18 protein-coding genes are annotated in these 18,499 nt (G+C 71.8%); 9 read left to right on the top strand and 9 right to left on the bottom strand.

What is annotated here, in order from left to right:
• The 3 genes from LOC65_RS09785 to plsY all read right to left on the bottom strand — a co-directional run bounded on the left by LOC65_RS09785 (position 1) and on the right by plsY (position 2,368).
• Complete coding sequence (locus LOC65_RS09785; protein ID WP_230247357.1) at positions 1-1,224, bottom strand: hypothetical protein; 1,224 nt, start codon at positions 1,222-1,224, stop codon at positions 1-3.
• A 92-nt stretch (positions 1,225-1,316) separates the two neighbouring features.
• Entirely contained in the window at positions 1,317-1,661 is a 345-nt protein-coding gene (locus LOC65_RS09780; protein ID WP_009856401.1) for a RidA family protein, read from the bottom strand.
• Positions 1,658-2,368, bottom strand: a complete 711-nt coding sequence (gene plsY / locus LOC65_RS09775; protein ID WP_009856400.1) for a glycerol-3-phosphate 1-O-acyltransferase PlsY — start codon at positions 2,366-2,368, stop codon at positions 1,658-1,660. The genes LOC65_RS09780 and plsY overlap by 4 nt, the downstream gene beginning before the upstream one ends.
• Positions 2,369-2,630: 262 nt before the next feature.
• On the opposite strand from plsY, the gene LOC65_RS09770 reads away from it, so the two are divergent.
• The gene (locus LOC65_RS09770; RefSeq protein ID WP_164963603.1) at positions 2,631-3,182 is read left to right on the top strand and encodes an excisionase family DNA-binding protein; all 552 of its coding nucleotides are present in this window, start codon (positions 2,631-2,633) and stop codon (positions 3,180-3,182) included.
• Here LOC65_RS09770 and ybaK read toward each other — a convergent pair whose 3' ends face one another.
• Both ybaK and LOC65_RS09760 read right to left on the bottom strand, forming a co-directional pair.
• Positions 3,183-3,677, bottom strand: coding sequence for a Cys-tRNA(Pro) deacylase (ybaK, locus tag LOC65_RS09765; protein WP_009856398.1), 495 nt, complete (start codon positions 3,675-3,677; stop codon positions 3,183-3,185).
• A 4-nt stretch (positions 3,678-3,681) separates the two neighbouring features.
• Complete coding sequence (locus LOC65_RS09760) at positions 3,682-4,743, bottom strand: aldo/keto reductase (RefSeq protein WP_230247356.1); 1,062 nt, start codon at positions 4,741-4,743, stop codon at positions 3,682-3,684.
• 62 nt (positions 4,744-4,805) lie between these two features.
• Between LOC65_RS09760 and LOC65_RS09755 the strand changes: the two genes are divergently transcribed.
• Positions 4,806-5,411, top strand: coding sequence for a hypothetical protein (locus LOC65_RS09755; RefSeq protein ID WP_230247355.1), 606 nt, complete (start codon positions 4,806-4,808; stop codon positions 5,409-5,411).
• A 197-nt stretch (positions 5,412-5,608) separates the two neighbouring features.
• Here the strand turns inward: LOC65_RS09755 and LOC65_RS09750 are convergent, their stop codons facing one another.
• Positions 5,609-7,318, bottom strand: coding sequence for an acyl-CoA synthetase (locus LOC65_RS09750; RefSeq protein WP_230247354.1), 1,710 nt, complete (start codon positions 7,316-7,318; stop codon positions 5,609-5,611).
• Between the two features lie 145 nt (positions 7,319-7,463).
• Between LOC65_RS09750 and LOC65_RS09745 the strand changes: the two genes are divergently transcribed.
• Positions 7,464-8,585 (top strand): HD-GYP domain-containing protein, encoded by a 1,122-nt coding sequence (locus LOC65_RS09745; RefSeq protein ID WP_230247353.1) that lies wholly within the window; start codon positions 7,464-7,466, stop codon positions 8,583-8,585.
• On the opposite strand, the gene LOC65_RS09740 is transcribed toward LOC65_RS09745, so the two are convergent.
• A complete protein-coding gene (locus tag LOC65_RS09740) occupies positions 8,586-9,071 on the bottom strand; it encodes a GNAT family N-acetyltransferase (RefSeq protein ID WP_009856394.1) in 486 nt (161 codons plus the stop codon).
• Positions 9,072-9,130: 59 nt separating this feature from the next.
• Here LOC65_RS09740 and LOC65_RS09735 point away from each other — a divergent pair, with 59 nt between their 5' ends.
• The 6 genes from LOC65_RS09735 to LOC65_RS09710 all read left to right on the top strand — a co-directional run bounded on the left by LOC65_RS09735 (position 9,131) and on the right by LOC65_RS09710 (position 16,351).
• Positions 9,131-10,090: an alpha/beta fold hydrolase gene (locus LOC65_RS09735; protein WP_230247352.1), complete on the top strand. Its 960-nt coding sequence runs from the start codon at positions 9,131-9,133 to the stop codon at positions 10,088-10,090.
• A gap of 46 nt (positions 10,091-10,136) precedes the next feature.
• Positions 10,137-11,241, top strand: a protein-coding gene (gene prfB, locus LOC65_RS09730; protein ID WP_138938793.1) for a peptide chain release factor 2 whose coding sequence is annotated in 2 segments (ribosomal slippage) — positions 10,137-10,217 and positions 10,219-11,241 — 1,104 coding nt in all. Because the reading frame shifts where the segments join, the coding sequence is not laid out codon by codon here.
• Complete coding sequence (locus LOC65_RS09725) at positions 11,241-11,921, top strand: HAD family phosphatase (protein WP_230247351.1); 681 nt, start codon at positions 11,241-11,243, stop codon at positions 11,919-11,921. The genes prfB and LOC65_RS09725 overlap by 1 nt, the downstream gene beginning before the upstream one ends.
• A complete protein-coding gene (pepN, locus tag LOC65_RS09720) occupies positions 11,914-14,574 on the top strand; it encodes an aminopeptidase N (RefSeq protein ID WP_009856390.1) in 2,661 nt (886 codons plus the stop codon). The genes LOC65_RS09725 and pepN overlap by 8 nt, the downstream gene beginning before the upstream one ends.
• Positions 14,571-15,578 (top strand): class 1 fructose-bisphosphatase, encoded by a 1,008-nt coding sequence (locus LOC65_RS09715; protein WP_009856389.1) that lies wholly within the window; start codon positions 14,571-14,573, stop codon positions 15,576-15,578. The genes pepN and LOC65_RS09715 overlap by 4 nt, the downstream gene beginning before the upstream one ends.
• 86 nt (positions 15,579-15,664) lie before the next feature.
• On the top strand, positions 15,665-16,351 hold the full coding sequence (locus LOC65_RS09710) for a response regulator transcription factor (protein ID WP_230247350.1): 687 nt from the start codon (positions 15,665-15,667) through the stop codon (positions 16,349-16,351).
• 18 nt (positions 16,352-16,369) lie between these two features.
• Here the strand turns inward: LOC65_RS09710 and LOC65_RS09705 are convergent, their stop codons facing one another.
• On the bottom strand, positions 16,370-17,791 hold the full coding sequence (locus tag LOC65_RS09705; protein ID WP_009856387.1) for a sensor histidine kinase KdpD: 1,422 nt from the start codon (positions 17,789-17,791) through the stop codon (positions 16,370-16,372).
• A gap of 42 nt (positions 17,792-17,833) precedes the next feature.
• Positions 17,834-18,478 (bottom strand): TetR/AcrR family transcriptional regulator, encoded by a 645-nt coding sequence (locus tag LOC65_RS09700; RefSeq protein WP_009856386.1) that lies wholly within the window; start codon positions 18,476-18,478, stop codon positions 17,834-17,836.
• Positions 18,479-18,499: the final 21 nt, after the last annotated feature.

Genomic DNA, 18,499 nt, shown 5'->3' with positions numbered 1-18,499 from the left:
TTACTGCGCGACGCCGCTGGCCCAGGCCGAGCGGATCAGCCGGCCGCAGTTCACCGAACCGAGCGCGCCGTTGGGTGCCACGCGCGCGACGATGCCGTAGCGGGTCTTCGTCGCGTCGATCCACGGGTAGAAGCCGAAGGCGCCCGGGCTGCTGAACGCGCCGTCACCGACCTTCGGGTCGTCCTCGACCCAGTGGCCCACCGAGTAGTGCCAGCTCTCGCTCAGCGGCAGCGGCGCGTACACCGCGCTGGCGCAGGTGGCGGGGTTGGTGCAAACCGGGCCGCTGCCGAGCAGCGACTTCATCTGCAGCTTGCCGCCGAGGATCTTGCGCAGGAACAGCGCGTAGGCGTCCGTGGAGATCACCGCGCCACCGGCCATCAGCGGCTGCGAGAACGACAGCGCAATGTCGCTGCCCAGCTTGGCCTTGAACTCGGTGGCCAGCGCCTTGGTCGTCAGCGCGCCCAGGCCGACCAGGCTGGCGTGCTTCTCCATGTGGCCGCCGTCGTACTTGAACAGGCCGTCGTAGGCCGGGGTGTACACGCCGTTGCTGCCCGACGCGAGGCAGGCGTCGACGCTGGCCAGGCCGCTGCAACTGCCGAGCGAAGCGTAGCCGGAGGTCATCGACAGGAACTTGCGGTCGCTGGCCGTCAGCGCCCCGGCGCGCAGCTGCGCGACGTAGCCGCCGTACAGCCACTTCGAGGCTGACGCGATGCTGATCGGCAGCGTCGACTTGGGTGCCGTCGTCCCGGCGTCGGCCACCGAACCGCTGACCTGGCGGCCGGCGGCATTGCCGATCTCCCAGTAGAACGGGCGTGCCTGGGCGCAAGCGTTGCGGGTGCTGGCGGCCGTGGCCTTGGCCGCGGCAATGCGCTCGGCGTCGGACAGCGTCGCGCTGGTGGCCGGCGGGGGCGGCGCTGCCGGTGCCTTCGGGCGCCGCAAGGCCGCCGCCGTCACCCGGGCGGCGGCGGTGTCGCCGGAGACCTGGGTGTCGACATCGGCATCGGCATCGGCATCGGGCGCGGCGTCGGCTGCGTCCCAGGCGAGCGCGTCGGAGCGGGTGTCCAGCAGCGCCGAGGCGGCGGCGAGTTCGCTGTCGGCGAGAGCGTCGACGGCAGCCGCGTCGGCTGCGGCGGCATCATCGCCGTCGGAGCCGCCACCGCAGGCGGCCAGCGCCAGCAGACAGGCCAGCGCGACGAGATGCCGGGAGGTGTTCACGGGGTGCATGCCCCGATCTACGACCCTCCCCCGGGCGCCTTAAGCCGTTGCGGATTCAGCGATCTGCAAGCAGATGTGTGCGCCGGTGCGACACCACGGTGTCAGAGCGCGGCGGTGACCACCAGCTCGACCTTCCAGCCCGGGCGCGCCAGCGCGGCCTGCACGGTGGCCCGCGGGGGCGCGGCGCCGGCCGGCAGCCAGGCTTCCCAGACCTCGTTCATCGCCGGGAAGTCGGCCAGGTCGGCGATGAAGATCTGCACCATCAGCAGGCGCGACTTGTCGCTGCCGGCGCGCGCCAGCAACGCGTCGATCGCCGCCAGCACCTGGCGCGTCTGGCCGGCGATGTCCTGCGTGTCGTCGGCGGCCACCTGGCCGGCGAGGTAGCAGACGCCGTTGTGCACGGCCATTTCCGACAGGCGCGGGCCGACGTCGAAGCGCTGGATCATTTGCGGTGTCCTTTCCGGCCGTGGCCGGACTTGGGTTGCGAGGTGTGGAGGTGGCGCGGCGGATGCGCCGACGCCTTGGTGTGCGAGGCCGCCGGCGCCGCCTTCTGGCCGATCTTCGACTCGGTGCCGGCCAGCAGCTTGCGGATGTTGCCCTCGTGCCGCCAGACCAGCAGCAGGCTCATGCCGACGATGGCCAGCATCGAGAGGTCGACACCCCAGACCAGCGCCTGCACCAGCGGCGCGCAGAACGCGGCGGCGATCGAGGCCAGCGACGAGTAGCGCGTCGTGAAGGCCACCAGCAGCCAGACCGCCAGCACCGCGGCGCCGAGCGCCGGGTTCAGGCCGAGCAGCGCGCCGGCCGCCGTGGCCACGCCCTTGCCGCCCTGGAAGCGGAAGAACACCGGCCACAGGTGGCCGACGAAGGCCGCGAGGCCGACGAAGGCCGCGACCGTCGGCGCCAGGCCCCAGCGCGCGCCGAACAGCACGACGGCCAGCACCGGCAGATAGCCCTTCAGCGCGTCGAACAGCAGCGTCATCAGCGCCGCCTTCTTGTTGCCCGAACGCAGCACGTTGGTCGCGCCGGGATTGCCCGACCCGTAACTGCGGGGGTCAGCCAGCCCCATCGTGCGGCTGACCAGGACGGCGAAGGACAGGGAACCGAGCAGGTAGGCGGCCAGGATCGCGGCCGCCGCAGGAAGCGAGAACATGGGGCGCAAGTGTAAGGTCGCCGGCGGCCCCGCTCCCCGCACGACGCCGACGCCGCGGCGACAGCGCGAGCCGGCCGGGGCGGGTACATTGTTTGCTGAATCCACTCGCCCGGCGCGTCGACCCTCCCGTCATTCGTGAGATGATCGGCGCCAGGCTCGCGAAGATATGACGACAGGCCGGGGACTGCCGCCCCGGAGCCATGTCATCGGGCGGGAGGATGCCCCGAGAGCCCATTTTTCGACGACAACCCGGCAGCGCCGAATGCAACGAAAAACAATCACGACGGCCCAGGCGGCGGAGCGCCTCGGGGTATCGCCACAGACGATCCAGAAGTGGGTCGACGCCGGTCACCTGCCGGCCTGGAAGACGATGGGCGGGCATCGCCGCCTCGACGCCGAGGCGGTCGAACGCATGGTCGCCGAACGGCGTGCGCGTTTCGAGGCCGCCGACGGCGTCGAGTCGATCATGCTGGTCGAGGACGATCCGGTGACCGCGGCGCTGATCGAGTCGCACCTGTCGGACCTGCGCCCCGACGCCCGGCTGCGCGTCTTTGCCGACGGCTTCACCGCGCTGCTGGACGCCGGCCGCGACGTGCCGGACTGGCTGATCACCGACATCGACCTGCCTGGCCTCGACGGCCTGCAGATGATCCGCAAGCTGCGCGAGAACCCGGCGACGCAGAAGATGCGCATCGTGCTGGCGACCAGCCACACCGGCGCGTCGCTGGAGCGCTTCGGGCCGCTGCCCGACGGCATCCCGCTGCTGATGAAGCCGGTGACGCCCGAGGCGCTGTCGGCGGCGATGGCCGGCTGATCAGCCGGCGAGCGCGCAGTGCACCGGCCGGGCGCCGACGGCGCCGGGCAGCACACGCGGGTCGATGCCGACGAGGAAACCGCGGCGGCCGCCGTTGATCAGGATGCGCGGCAGCTCCAGCACGCTGGCCTCGACGTAGACCGGCATCGTCTTCTTCGTGCCGAACGGCGAGGTGCCGCCGACGAGGTAGCCGCTGTGGCGCTGCGCGACCTCGGGCTTGCAGGGCTCGACCGACTTGGCGCCGATCTCGCGCGCCAGGTTCTTCGTGCTGACCTGGCGGTCGCCGTGCATCAGCACGACGAGCGGGTGGGCGTGTTCGTCCTGCATCACCAGCGTCTTCACGACCTCGTGCTCGGCCACGCCGAGCTGGCGCGAGGACTCGGCGGTGCCGCCGTGGTCGACGTAGTCGTAGACGTGTTCGCTGAACTCGATGCCGGCGCGGCGCAGGAACTGCGTCGCCGGCGTCTCGCTGACGTGGGCGTTCTTCTTGGCCATGGGCTCACTGGGCAGGGTCGCGGTGGCGCCAGCGGATCGCGTCGATCTCGGCCAGCAGTTCGGGCGACAGTTCGACCGACCAGGCGGCGACGTCCTCCTCGAGCTGGGCGATGCTGGTGACACCGATGATGGTGCTGGCGACGCGCCAGCTGCGGTAGCAGAAGGCCAGCGCCAGCTGCGTGGGCGTCAGGCCGTGGCGGCGCGCCAGCGCGTTGTACTCGCGCGCCGCGACCAGCGCCTCGTCACGCGCCCAGCGCTGCAAACGCATGCTGGCGAACTGCGCCAGGCGGCCGGTGGCCGCCGGCGCGGCCTCGAAGCCGGTGGCGTCGTACTTGCCGGTCAGCGCGCCGAAACCCAGCGGCGAATACGCCAGCAGGCCGACACCGCTGCGGTGCAGCGCCTCGTCCAGGCCGTTGTCGACGCTGCGGTTGACCAGCGCGTACGGGTTCTGCACGCTGACCACCCGCGGCAGGCCGTGCTGCTCGGCCAGACGCACGAACTCCAGCAGCCCCCACGGCGTCTCGTTGGACAGGCCGACGTGGCGCACCTTGCCGGCCTTCACCAGGCCGGCCAGCGCTTCGAGCTGCTCGCGGATGCCGGTCTGCTCGCGGTCCTTGGCCGGGTCGAAGTACAGGCCGCCGAACATCGGCGCGTTGCGGTTCGGCCAGTGGATCTGGTAGAGGTCGATGACGTCGGTCTGCAGCCGCGCCAGGCTGGCGTCGCAGGCGGCGACGATGTCGGCCGGCGCCAGGTCGAGCGCGCCGCCGCGGATCCAGTCCATGTTGCGCGACGGCCCGGCCACCTTGGTGGCGATCACCAGGCGATCGCGCAGCCCGGGCCGCGCCGCCAGCCAGCGGCCGATGATGGCCTCGGTCGCACCTCGGGTCTCGGCGCGTGCCGGCACCGGGTACATCTCGGCAGCGTCGAGGAAGTCGATGCCGAGTTCGACGGCACGGTCGAGGATGGCGTGGGCGTCGGCTTCGCCCACCTGTTCGCCGAAGGTCATGGTGCCCAGGCAGATGCGCGAGACGCGCGGGCCGCCGAGGCCGAGAGTCGTTCTTTCCATGGTGGAAGTGTGCCAAAGGCGCGGCACGGGCACCGTCCGCGGGTGACCTACGATCGCCGGCCATGAGCGTTGCTGCCCTGGAGACCACCTTCGCCACGCCGGCGCGTGGCCGGCGCCACCGAGGCCTGGCGCTGGCGCTCGCCGCACACGGGTTGCTGATCGCCGGCCTGTTGAAACTCGCGCCGCCTGTGGAGCGTCTGGCGAACCCGCAGACGGCATCGGTCACCTGGCTGCGCCTGCTGCTCGAGCCGGCACCTGCACCGGCACGCGAGGCCGCGCCAGCGCACGCCGCGCTGCCCGTCACCCGTCCCGCGCCGGTGCTGCAGGCGCCGGCCACCATGGCCCTGCCACCTGCCCAAGCCGAGGCCGCGGCGCCCCAGCCGGCCGAGCCGGCGCCGCTTCAGCTCACGCTGCCGAGCGGCCCCGCCGGGCGCGTCGAACGCTCGCCGGCGTTGGACGACCCGCGCGCCAACACCCGGCGCCTGAGCCTGGAAGCGCGCATCGCCAAGACGCTGGAGAAGGACTGGACCGAGGAACGGCTGCCCGACGGCAGCCGGCGCTTCCGTCGTGGAAACGACTGCATCCTCGTCAAGGACTCGCAGGCCACCGTGCTCGACCCGTTCAACAACGCGTCTCGCCTGCCGCCCAAGCTGGTCGGGCCCTGCTAGGCAGTCCGGGGTCAGGTCCTAGGCAGTCCGGAAAGGCCGGGGTCAGGTCTCGCGAGACCTGACCCCGTTGAACCGAGGCAGGCCGAGGCAGTCCGGGGTCAGGTCCTGCGGGACCTGACCCCGTCTTCCTGTGACCCCGTCTTCCTGTGACCCCGTCTTCCTGACCCCGTCTTCCGTTGTCTTCCGCGCCCCGCGCCTCACCCGCCCCGGCGCGCCCGTTCCTCCTCCTGCAGCCGCAGCACGCGGCGCTGCACCTTGCCGGTGGTCGTCATCGGCAGCGCGTCGATGAACTCGATCTCCTTCGGGTACTCGTACGGCGCCAGGCGCTCGCGCACGTGCTGCTGCAGTTCGCCGACCAGCGCCTCGTCGCCCTGCACGCCCGGCGCCAGCACGACGTAGGCCTTGACCACCGCGCCGCGCTCGGCGTCGGGCTTGGGCACGACCGCGGCGTTGGCCACCGCCGCGTGCTTGACGAGGCAGTTCTCGATCTCGCTCGGCCCGATGCGGTAGCCGGCGGCCTTGAAGACGTCGTCGCTGCGGCCCTGGTACCAGAGGTAGCCGTCGGCATCCATCACCGCGGTGTCGCCGGTGCGGCACCAGCTGGCCGCCGGGTCGCCGGTGTACTTGGCGCGTGTCGCGGCCTCGTTGCGCCAGTAGCCGAGGAAGAAGATCGGGTCCGGGTCGCCATGACGGTCCAGCCGGTGCAGCGCGACGTCGCCGGGCACGCCGGGCGGGCATTCGCGGCCGTCGTCGTCGATCACGGCGACGCGGTGGCCCGGGTAGGCGCGGCCCATGCTGCCGGGCCGCGCCGGCCAGCCGGGCACGGCGCGGCCGGCCTCGTCGACGCTGCGCGCGCAGTTGCCGACGATGTAGTTCATTTCGGTCTGGCCGAACATCTCGTTGACCGGCACGCCCAGCGCGTCGCGGCACCAGGCGAAGACGGCGTCGCCGACGGCTTCGCCGGCGCTCATCACGGCTTCGAGCTTCAGCGCATAACGCTCGGCCGGCGCGGGCACCGCCTTCATCATCGCCTTCAGCGCCGTCGGGAACAGAAAGGTGTGCGTGACGCCGTGGCGCTGCATCAGCTCGAAGGCGCGCTCGGGCTGGAAGCGCCCGCGGAAGGCGACGATCTCGCGGCCGAAAAACAGCGTCGGCAGCAGCGCGTCCATCAGCCCGCCGGTCCAGGCCCAGTCGGCCGGGCTCCAGAACACCGCCTCGCCGCTGAAGCCGTTCTGGCTGCAGACGAAACCCGGCAGGTTGCCCAGCAGGGCGCGGTGCGGGATCAGCGCGCCCTTGGGCGGGCCGGTGGTGCCGCTGGTGTAGATCAGCACCGCGGCATCGTCGGCACGCGTGCGCGCGGGCTCGAAGCCGGCCGCGCCGCCCGCCAGCAGCGCACGCCAGCCGCAGTCGGCGTCGCCTTCGGCCGGGCCGACGCCGACGATCAGCTCCAGCGCCGGGCATTCGGCGCGCAGGCGCAGCAGGTGCGCGAGCGTCGCCTCGTCGGCCACCGCCACACGCGCCCCGCTGTCGGCCAGGCGCCAGGCCAGCGCCTCGGGACCGAACAGCACCGACAGCGGCATCGCCACCGCGCCCAGCATCGCCACGCCCATCTGCGCGACGGCGGTCTCGGGGCGCTGGGCGAGCACGATCGCGACGCGGTCGCCGCGCCCCACCCCGCGCGCCGCCAGCCCGGCGGCAAAAGCCCGCGCCTGGGCCTCGAGCTCGGCGTAACCCAGCGTCCCCGCGGCGCCGCCCTCGTCTTCCCAGCGCAGCGCGTTGCGGCCGCTGGCGGCCCAGCGCGTGCAGCAGACCTGGGCGATGTTGAACTCGTCGGGCACCTGCCAGCGCCAGGCGCGGTGCAGGAAATCATGGAAATCGGTGGAATCGCCCGGGACGGTGTCGTGCATCGGCCCAGCTTAGGAGCAGCCCGTCGCGGCGCGAACCCGGTTCAACACCGAGAACGGTCAAGTTCGGCGGCGCGGCGCCGAAATGCCTCCAGAGCAGGCCCAGGCTGCCCGTCAGTGCCGCGGCCGAAGAACACACCGGACCCCCATGTCCTACACCGCTCTCGCCACCGTCGCGCACCGCATCCAGGTCGGCCAGCCGCTGCCCTTCAACGTGCGCAATGCCGACCTCACGCTGCTGCTGGCGCGCGGCCACCGCGTCGCGACCCCGGCGCAGCTGCAGGCGCTGCTCGAACGCGGCGCGCTCGTCGACCTGACCGAGCTGCTCGGCGACCGCGAACGCCTGGCGCAGCTGCCGCGTGAGCAGCTGCCGAGCTTCTGGCGCGACGGCCTGGGCCGCGTCGCCGAGGTGCTGCAGGCCACGCCGGCGCCGGGTTTTCGCGATGCGCTGGACGGCGCCGCGCAGCCGGTGCTGGCGCTGATCGAACGCGACCCTGACCTGGCGATCTTCCAGGTGCTGCGCCAGGAAGGCGGCGACCGCGCGGCCTACGGCGTGCGGCGCTCGGTCGGCGCGGCGATCACTGCCTACCTCGTCGCGCGCCGGCTGCACTGGGACGCCGAGGCGCTCGAACGCACGTTCAAGGTCGCGCTGACGATGAACCTGGCGATGCTCGAGCTGCAGGGCGAACTCGCCGAGCAGCGCACGCCGCTGACGCCGGCGCAGCACGCGGCGCTGCTGCGCCACCCGCTGCGCGGGCGCGAGATGCTGGAGCAGGCCGGCATCACCGACCGCCACTGGCTGCAGGCCGTCGAGCGCCACCACGAGGCCGAGGACGGCAGCGGCTACCCCACCGGCATGCGCGAGGTCGGCGAGATCGCCTCGCTGGTGCGGCGCGTGGACACCTACACCGCCAAGCTCGCCGCGCGCGGCCACCGCGGCGCGCTGGCCGCCGACGTCGCCGGGCGCCAGATGTTCATGCAGGACCCCGGCCACCCGATGACGCTGGCGCTGGTCAAGGAGTTCGGCATCTACCCGCCGGGCTGCTTCGTGCGCCTGGTGTCGGGCGCGATGGGCGTCGTCGTCGGCCGCGGGCCGACGGTGGCGACACCGATCGTCGCCTGCCTGATCGGCCCTGGCGGCCGGCCGCTGCCGGCGCCGCAGCGTGTCGACACCGCCGAGCGTGTGCACACGGTCTCCGGCGTCGTCGGCGACCACGCCTTCGGCCGCGAGTTCACGGCCGACGAGCTGATGCAGCTGGCGCTGGCCTGATCAGCGCGCGAAGCGCTGCAGCGCCTCGCCGCTGACGCGGCAGATGCGCCAGTCGGGCAGCACCGTCGCGCCCATGCGGCGGTAGAAGCCGATCGCGTTCTCGTTCCAGTCGAGCACGCTCCACTCGAAGCGGCCGCAGCCGCGCTCGACCGCCAGCGCGCCCAGGTGCTCCAGCAGCGCCTGGCCGATGCCGTGGCCGCGCCAGGCCGGCTGCACGTACAGGTCCTCCAGGTACAGCCCGGGCCGGGCCATGAAGGTCGAGAAGTTGGTGAAGAACAGCGCGAAGCCGATGACCTCGCCGCCGCCTTCGGCGACGACCGCCTCGGCCACCGGGCGTTCGCCGAACAGATGCGGCTCCAGCGCCTCCGGCGTGGCCTGGCAGACGTGGGACAGACGTTCGAACTCGGCGAGTTCGCGGATCAGCGCGGTGATGGCCGGCAAGTCGCGCCGCTCGGCCGGGCGCAGGGAGAAGGCGGGCGTGGTCATGGCGGCATTGTCGCGTGCAGGACCGGCGCGCCGGCCGCGCGGCGCCTAGCATCGGCCGCATGGACACCGCCTGCTACACGCCACGCCGCCTGCCCGCTGCCGAGACCGTCGCGCTGCGCGGCCTGCGCTGCCACGTCCGCCGCTGGGGCGACAGCGCGCCGGCCGGCACGCGGCCGCTGGTGCTGCTGCACGGCTGGATGGACTGCGGCGCTTCGTTCCAGTTTCTGGTCGACGCGCTGGCCGAGGCCGAGGGCATCGAGCGCCAGATCTTCGCGCCCGACTGGCGCGGCTTCGGCCTGACCGAGGCGCCGCCGACCGACACCTACTGGTTCCCCGACTACCTGGCCGACCTCGACGCGCTGCTCGACGCGCTGGCGCCCGAAGGCGCCGTCGACCTGCTCGGCCACAGCATGGGCGGCAACGTCGCGATGAGCTATGCCGCGCTGCGCCCGCAGCGCGTGCGCCGGCTCGTCAACCTGGAAGGCTACGGCCTGCCGGCGACCACGCCCGAGGACGCACCGGCGCGCCTCGTGCAGTGGCTCGACGAGCTGAAGACGGCGCCGGTGCTGCGCGACTACGCCGGCCTCGCCGAGGTCGCCGCGCGGCTGAGGAAGAACAACCCGCTGCTGCCCGCCGACAAGGCGGCCTGGCTGGCGACGCAGTGGTCGGCGCCGACGCCAGAGGGCCGCCGGCGGCTGCTCGCCGACCCGGCGCACAAACGGGTCAACCCGGTGCTGTACCGGCGCGAGGAGGCGGTGGCGACCTGGCGCCGCATCACCTCGCCGCTGCTCTTCGTCGAAGGCGACCGCGGCGAGTTCGAGACCTGGTGGGGCCACCGTTACCCGCGCGAGGACTTCGAGTCCCGCCTGGCCGTCGTGCCGCAGCTGGAACGCGAGCGTCTCGCGCCCTGCGGCCACATGGTGCACCACGACCAGCCCGAGGCGCTGGCGCGGCGGCTGGTCTCGTTCCTCGGGGGATCTCCGGCAGATCCCGATGCGTGCCTGTGCACATCGGCATGAGAAAATGGCTGTTTGCGCCCGCTGGGCGCCAAACCCAAGAAGACACATGGACATCGAACACATCAACTCGATCGGCACGCTGCTCGCCGACCTGAGTGCCCGCACCGAGCAGCTCCGGGGGTATCTTTGACTACGACCGCAAAGCTCTGCGGCTGAACGAAGTCAATGCCGCGCTGGAGAACCCCAGCGTCTGGAACGAACCCAAGCGCGCCCAGGAACTGGGGCGCGAGAAGAAGTCGCTGGAAGACGTCGTCGGCACGATCGACCACCTCGCCAGCAACCTGTCCGACAACCTCGAGCTCTACGAGATGTCGAAGGCCGACGAGGACTTCGACGGCATCGCCGCGATCGAGGCCGAGGCCCACGCGCTGCGCGAGATCGTCGAGCGGCTGGAGTTCCGCCGCATGTTCGCCAACCCGGCGGACCCGAGCAACTGCTTCATCGACATCCAGGCCGGCGCCGGCGGCACCGAGGCCTGCGACTGGGCCAGCATGCTGCTGCGCCAGTACCTGAAGTACTGCGAGAAGAAGGGCTTCAAGGCCGAGGTCATGGAAGAGACCGAAGGCGACGTGGCCGGCATCCGCAGCGCGACGCTTAAGATCGAGGGTGACTACGCCTTCGGCCACCTGCGCACCGAGACCGGCGTGCACCGCCTGGTGCGCAAGAGCCCGTTCGACTCCGCGGGCGGGCGCCACACCAGCTTCGCCAGCCTCTTCGTCTACCCCGAGGTCGACGACTCGATCGAGATCGAGATCAACCCGGCGGACGTGCGCACCGACACCTTCCGCGCCTCGGGCGCGGGCGGCCAGCACATCAACAAGACCGACTCGGCGGTGCGCCTGACGCACATCCCGACCGGCATCGTCGTGCAGTGCCAGAACGACCGTTCGCAGCACCGCAACCGCGACGAGGCCTGGGCCATGCTGCGCAGCCGGCTCTACGAGCACGAGATGCGCAAGCAGATGGAAGCGCAGCAGAAGCTCGAGGACAGCAAGACCGACGTCGGCTGGGGCCACCAGATCCGCAGCTACGTGCTCGACCAGAGCCGCATCAAGGACCTGCGCACCGGCGTGGAGATCAGCAACACGCAGAAGGTCCTCGACGGCGACCTCGACCCGTTCATCGAGGCCAGCCTGAAGCAGGGCCTGTGATGGCGGCGCGCCGCTACGCCGCGCTGCTGCTGGACATGGACGGCACGCTGCTCGACAGCATGCCGATCCACCAGCAGGCCTGGGGCCGCTGGCACGCGGAGCTGGGCCTGCCGTTCGACGACGCCGGCTTCTTCCAGGCCACGGCCGGCCGCGCCAACGACGAGGTCCTCTCGGGCCTGTTCCCGGCGATGCCGGCGGCCGAACGCGCGGCGCTGGCCGAACGCAAGGAAGCGCTGTACCGCGAAGCCGCGGCCGGCGCGCTGCAGTACGTCGCCGGCGCCCAGACCTTTCTGCAGCAGGCGCGCGCGGCGGGCTTCAAGCTCGCCGTCTGCACCGCGTCGCCGGCGGCCAACCTGCGGATCGTCTTCGAGCGTTTCGGCCTGGACCGCCTCGTCGACACCGTCGCCAGCCCCGCCGACGGCCTGCGCGGCAAGCCGCACCCGGACATCTTTGTCGAGGCCGCGCGCCGCCTGGGCGTCGCCGCGGCCGACTGCCTCGTCTTCGAGGACGCGCCGCTGGGCGTCGAAGCCGCGCGCCGCGCCGGCATGGACGCCGTGGCGCTGGCCACCACCCTGCCGCCGAGCGCCTTCGACGGCCATCCGAACCTCCTCGCCACGATTCCCGATTTCGTTGGCGTCGACCCGACCACTTTCATCCCGCGAGAACCCCACCATGCGTGAAGGCCCCGCCACCGTCGTGCACCGCCAGGACTACGCCGCCCCGGCGTACTGGATCCGCAAGGTCGAGCTCTGCTTCGACCTGGACCCCGTCAAGACCATCGTCTCGAGCAAGCTGCACATCGAGCGCAACCCGGCCGCCGAGCCGCAGCCGCTGAAGCTGCACGGCGAGGACATCACCGTGCTGCGCGTGATGGCCGCCGGCGAGAGCGTCTCGTTCCGCCACGAGGACAAGCTGCTCGTCATCGACAACCCGCCGGCCGGCGAGCAGTTCGTGCTCGAGATCCGCAACACCTGCAGCCCCGAGAAGAACACCCAGCTGTCGGGCCTGTACACCTCGGGTGGCGGCTTCTTCACGCAGTGCGAGGCCGAGGGTTTCCGCCGCATCACCTACTTCCTCGACCGTCCCGACGTGATGGCGGTCTACACGGTGACGCTGCGCGCCGACAAGAAGAAGTACCCGGTGCTGCTGTCCAACGGCAACCTCGTCGAGCAGGGTGAACTGGACGGCGGCCGCCACTTCGCCGTCTGGCACGACCCCTTCCCCAAGCCCAGCTACCTGTTCGCGCTGGTCGCCGCCGATCTCGTCTGCCGCGAGCAGAAGATCCGCACCCGCGCCGGCAAGGAGCACCTGCTGCAGGTCTTCGTGCGCCGCGGCGACCTCGGCAAGACCGAGCACGCGATGGCCTCGCTGGTGGCCTCGGTGGTCTGGGACGAAGCCCGCTTCGGCCTGCCGCTGGACCTCGAACGCTTCATGATCGTCGCGGTCGAGGACTTCAACATGGGCGCGATGGAGAACAAGGGCCTGAACATCTTCAACACGAAGTTCGTTCTGGCCAGCCCCGCCACCGCGACCGACGTCGACTTCGCCGGCATCGAGAGCGTCGTCGGCCACGAGTACTTCCACAACTGGACCGGCAACCGCATCACCTGCCGCGACTGGTTCCAGCTGTCGCTGAAGGAAGGTCTGACGGTCTTCCGCGACCAGGAGTTCTCGATGGACATGGCCGGCTCGCCTTCCGCGCGCGCCGTCAAGCGCATCGAGGACGTGCGTGCGCTGCGCGCCAGCCAGTTCCCCGAGGACGCCGGCGCGATGGCGCACCCGGTGCGCCCGGACAGCTACGCCGCGATCGACAACTTCTACACCGCCACCGTCTACGAGAAGGGCTCCGAAGTCGTGCGCATGATGCAGACGCTGGTGGGCCGTGAAGGCTTCGAGCGCGGCATCACGCTGTACTTCGAGCGCCACGACGGCCAGGCCGTGACCTGCGACGACTTCGCCCAGGCCATCGCCGACGCCAACCCCGGCAGCGAGCTCGCCACGCGGCTGGAGACCTTCAAGCGCTGGTACTCGCAGGCCGGTACGCCGCGGCTGAAGGCGCGTGGCGTCTACGACGCCGAAGCCCGCCGCTACACGCTGACGCTGACCCAGTCCGCCCTGCCCTCGCCCGGCCAGCCGACCAAGCAGCCCTTCGTGATCCCGGTGCTGGCCGCGCTGCTGGGCCGCGACGGCCGCACGCTGGCCGCCGAGCGCCTGCTGGTGCTCGACAGCGCCGAGCAGAGCTTCGTCTTCGAGGACGTCGACGCCGAGCCGGTGCCGTCGCTGCTGCGCGGCTTCAGCGCACCGGTGATCCTGGACGACGGCCTGGGCGACGCCGAGCTGCTGACGCTGCTGGCGCACGACAGCGACGCCTTCAACCGCTGGGAAGCCGGCCAGCGCCTGGCGCTGGCGCGCCTGCTGGCGGCGGTCGAACAGGCCGCGCCGGTGACGCTGGACGAGGCTTTCGTCGAGGCGATGCGCACCGTGCTGCGCGACCCGGCACTCGACCCGGCCTTCAAGGAACTGGCGCTGACGCTGCCCAGCGAGGGCTACGTCGCCGAGCAGTTGGCCACCTTCGACCCGCAGCGCATCCACGCCGTGCGCGAGCACTTCCGTGAACAGCTGGCCAGCACGCTGCACGCCGACTGGGCCGAGGCTTTCGAGGCCAACCTGGTGCACGAAGGCTACGCGCCGACGCCGTCCCAGGCCGGCCGCCGCGCGCTCGCCAACCTGGCGCTCGCCATGCTGTGCCTGCACGCCGTGCGCAGCGGCAACCCGGTGTGGCCGGGCCGCGCCTACCAGCGTGTCAAGGACGCCAGCAACATGACCGACCGCATCGGCGCGCTGGCCGCGCTGGTGCACTCGCACTCCGAGCTGGCCGAGCCGGCGCTGGAGCGCTTCCACGCCATCGCCGGCGGCGAGCCGCTGGTCGTCGACAAGTGGTTCGCGCTGCAGGCCCAGGCCAGCGAGCCGGTCGGCGCCGGCCACGGCCGTTCGTTCGCGCGCGCCAAGGCCCTGCTCAAGCACCCGGACTTCTCGCTGAAGAACCCGAACCGCGCACGCAGCCTGATCTTCCAGCTGTGCATGAACAACCCGGCCGCCTTCCACCGCGCCGATGCCGCCGGCTACGTGTTCTGGGCCGAGCGCCTGCTGGAGATCGACCCGATCAACCCGCAGCTGGCCGCCCGCCTGGCGCGCGTGATGGACCGCTGGACGGCGCTGGCCGAGCCCTACCGCAGCGCCGCGCGCGAGGCGCTGGCGCGTGTGGCCGCCAAGCCCGACCTCAGCGACGACGTGCGCGAGGTGCTCGGCCGCGCGCTGGAGGCCCAGCAATGAAGCGCGTCAGCCTGACCCAGTACCTCGTCGAGCAGCAGCGCGAGCACGGGATGATCCCGGGCCAGCTGCGCCTCTTGATCGAGGTCGTCGCACGCGCCTGCAAGCGCATCGCGATCGCCGTCAACAAGGGCGCGCTCGGCGACGTGCTCGGCTCGGCCAGCAGCGAGAACGTGCAGGGCGAGGTGCAGAAGAAGCTGGACATCATCAGCAACGAGGTGCTGATCGAGGCCAACGAGTGGGGCGGCCACCTCGCGGCGATGGCCAGCGAGGAGATGGACTCGATCCACGTCGTGCCCAACCGCTACCCGCAGGGCGAGTACATGCTGCTGTTCGACCCGCTGGACGGATCGAGCAACATCGACGTCAACGTCTCGATCGGCACGATCTTCAGCGTGCTGCGCAAGGTCGGCCACACGCGCGGCGTCAGCGAGGACGACTTCCTGCAGCCCGGCAAGCACCAGGCCGCGGCCGGCTACTGCATCTACGGCCCGCAGACCCAGCTGGTGCTGACGGTGGGCAACGGCGTCGTCGCCTTCACGCTGGACCGCGAGACCGGCTCCTGGGTGCTGACGCAGTCGGACATCCGCATTCCCGAGGACACGAAGGAATTCGCGATCAACATGTCCAACATGCGCCACTGGGCGCCGCCGATGCGCCGCTACGTCGAGGAATGCCTGGCCGGCAAGACCGGCCCGCGCGGCAAGGACTTCAACATGCGCTGGGTGGCCAGCATGGTCACCGACGTGCACCGCATCCTGATGCGCGGCGGCATCTTCATGTACCCGTGGGACCAGCGCGAGCCCGAGAAGCCGGGCAAGCTGCGCCTGCTCTACGAGGCCAACCCGATGGCCTTCCTCGTCGAGCAGGCCGGCGGCGCGGCAACCAACGGCCGCGAGCGCATCCTCGACGTCGTGCCGTGCAAGCTGCACGAGCGCGTGTCGGTGATGCTGGGCTCGCGCAACGAGGTCGACCGCGTCACCGCCTACCACCAGCAAACCGAGTGAAGCCTGACAATCCCCTGTTCTAGGTATTCCTGATCGGGCGGGCACTAGACTTCCCGGTGACGCTCACCGGCCCGCCCCTCCAGACCATGCTGCCCAAGACGATCGCCCTCGTCGACGACGACGCCGACTTCACCGACACCTTCGCCGCCTTCCTGCGCCGCGAGGGGGTCGAGGTCCGGGTGTTCGCCGACAGCAACGACCTGCTGGCCAGCGAATCGCCGTTCGGCTGGGACTTCTACGTCATCGACCTGATGCTGCCCGGCGTCGTCGGCGAGGAGCTGATCCGCATCCTGCGCCGGCGCACCGACGCCGGCGTGCTCGTCGTCTCGGGCAAGGTCGGCGCGTCGACCTTCGCCACCGTCGTCGACGCCGGCGCCGACATGTACCTCGAGAAGCCGGTCTCGATGGAGCAGATCCTGCTCGTCATCCGCGCGCTGCAGCGCCGCGCCGTGATGCGCGGCCAGCGCGACCAGAGCTGGGTCGTCGACCTGCGCGCCGCGCAGCTGCAGGCCCCGGACGGCGCCCGGGTCGAGCTGAGCGACACCGACCTCGCGGTGCTGCGCTGCTTTCTCGACGCCGAGGGCGGCGTCGTGACACGCGACACGCTGATCCAGCGCCTGGGCCGCGACAACACCAGCACGCTGGACAACACGCTGCACGCGACGATCTACCGTCTGCGCCGGCGCATCGAGAAGGCCTCGACCAGCCTGGTGCCGCTGCAGTCCGAGCCGCGCATCGGCTACGTCTTCCGCGCGCCGCTGAAGTCGCTTTGAGGCCTTGGCGGCGGCGCGTCAGCCGCCGTCCTCCTGCCCCTGCGGCACGGTCAGCGTGAAGACGCTGCCGCCAGCATCGCTGCGCACCTCGGCCGTGCCGCCCTGCAGCTGCAGCGCGCGGCGCACGATGAACAGCCCCAGCCCCTGGCCGTGCACGTCGTGGCGGCCACGCACGCCGCGTTCGAACACCCGCGGCAGCAGCGCCGGCGCGATGCCGGGCCCCTCGTCGGCAACCTCGAAGACCACCGCCAGCGGCTCCTCGCTGTCGACGATGCGCAGCGTCACCGGCGTGCCCGGCGTCGCGTAGGCCAGCGCGTTGGCGAGCACGTTGCGCAGCGCCAGACGCATCAGCCCGACGTCCATCGCCGCGGTGCGCACGGCGCTGTCGCGCTGCAGGCGAACCCGCGGGCGCTCCTCCTCGGGCAGGTCGCCGAGCACGAGGCCGACCAGCATGTCCAGATCGGTGTCGCGCAGCGGCGGCGCGCGGTCCTCGATCATCCGCGTCGACACGGCCAGCGTGTTGTCCAGCGAACGCGTGATCTCGCGCAGCACCCGGCGCGCGCGGTCCAGCCCGGGCACCGCCGGCACCGCGCCGTGCATCGCATCGGCCACGCCCTGCAGCACGGCCTGGGCGTTGTGCAGCGGCTGGCGCACCTCGTGCGAGATCACGCGCAGCAGCTCCTGGCGCTCGTCGGACAGCGCACGCAACGCCTGCGCCTGCTGCTCGGCCAGTTCACGCTGCTCGGTGACTTCGGCGAGCTGGGCGCCGCGCAGCCGCGCCCGGCGTTCGGCCATCTCGATCGCGAAGCCGACGTAACCCAGGTTGGCCCACAACGCCGTCAGCATCCAGGCCAGCAGCAGCAGCTCGGTGTCGAAAGCCGTCGCCAGCTGGCTGGGGCTGGCGCCGAGGCCGCTGAAGACGGCGGCCAGCCGCGCCAGCAGCAGCAGCGCGACGACCCCGTAGGCCCAGCCCACCATCGCCGCGCTGCGGCTGGCCCGCGCACGGCTCAAGGCCCGCGCCTCGTGCCACAGCGCCAGCGAGGCCAGGGTGTTGAACGCCAGGTTGCCGAGCACACGCCAGCGTGGGTCGACCGCGTCGAGCAGCGGCACCGCCGTGCAGGCCAGCGTCACCAGCGCCGCCAGCGTGCCCCAGGGCAGCGGCCGCTCGCGTTCACGGTGCAGCGCCGCCCAGCGCAGCGCGAAGCCGGCATAACCGAAGATGTTGGCGGCGACGATCGCCGGCAGGTGCGGCAGCGCCCCGCGCGCGGCGTAGACCAGCATCATCACGCCGGCCATCGCCGAGCCGGCGCACCACAGCAGCGTGCTGCGGCGGTCGTGGCGCCCGGTCAGCACGGTCCAGACCGCGGCCGCCAGGCCGAGGTGGATCAGTCCGACCAGCACCCAGGTCGTGGCGACGTCCAGCGGCAGCGGTGCAAGCATGGCGGCGGAGGATAAGGGCGGCCCGGCGGTGCGCCGCGGCGCTCAGCGCGCCAGCCGCGACGCCGGGTCCAGCAGCTCGACCAGCAGGTCCTCGTGGGCCTGACGCCACTGCGCCATCTCGGCCGCACCGGGCGCGCGGATGACGAGCTCGCGCATCGTCGCGTGGATCAGCGGCGACAAGGCCAGCCACGGCGCCCGCGACAGCACGCTGGGCGTGGCGCCGGCGGCCTCGCGCGCGGCCAGCGCACGCTGCAGCACCGCCTCGTACGGGCCGATGACCTGGCGGTCCCAGAGCTCCAGCAGATGGCCGACACGCTCGCGCTCGGCGATCATCAGCCACAGCACGCGCAGGCCGGCCGGGTCGGCGATCTGGGCGTACAGCCGGTCCACCAGCCAGGCCGCGAACTCGCGTGTCGGCACGCGGGCGTCGGGTTCGGGCATGCCCTCCAGCGAGGGCATCGCCAGCGAACGCCGCAGCAGCGCCTCGAACACCGCGTCCTTGCTGTCGAAGTGCGCGTACAGCCCGCCCTTGGACAGGCCGGCACGGCGGGCGATGTCGTCCATGCGCGTGTCGCCGTAGCCGCGTTCACAAAACTCCACCAGCGCCGCGTCGAGGATCTGCTGGACGCGGACCTCGGGCGACAGCCGGCGGCGCGGCGCGCTGGCGGGGGCCTGGGCGGGTTCCATCGCGCAATGTTATCTCGCGGC

The sequence above is a fragment of the Rubrivivax sp. JA1055 genome (assembly GCF_020966565.1).
Lineage (GTDB): Bacteria > Pseudomonadota > Gammaproteobacteria > Burkholderiales > Burkholderiaceae_C > Rubrivivax > Rubrivivax benzoatilyticus.
Note: the sequence above shows the minus strand (reverse complement) of the source record. Positions and strands in the feature narration are given on the sequence as shown.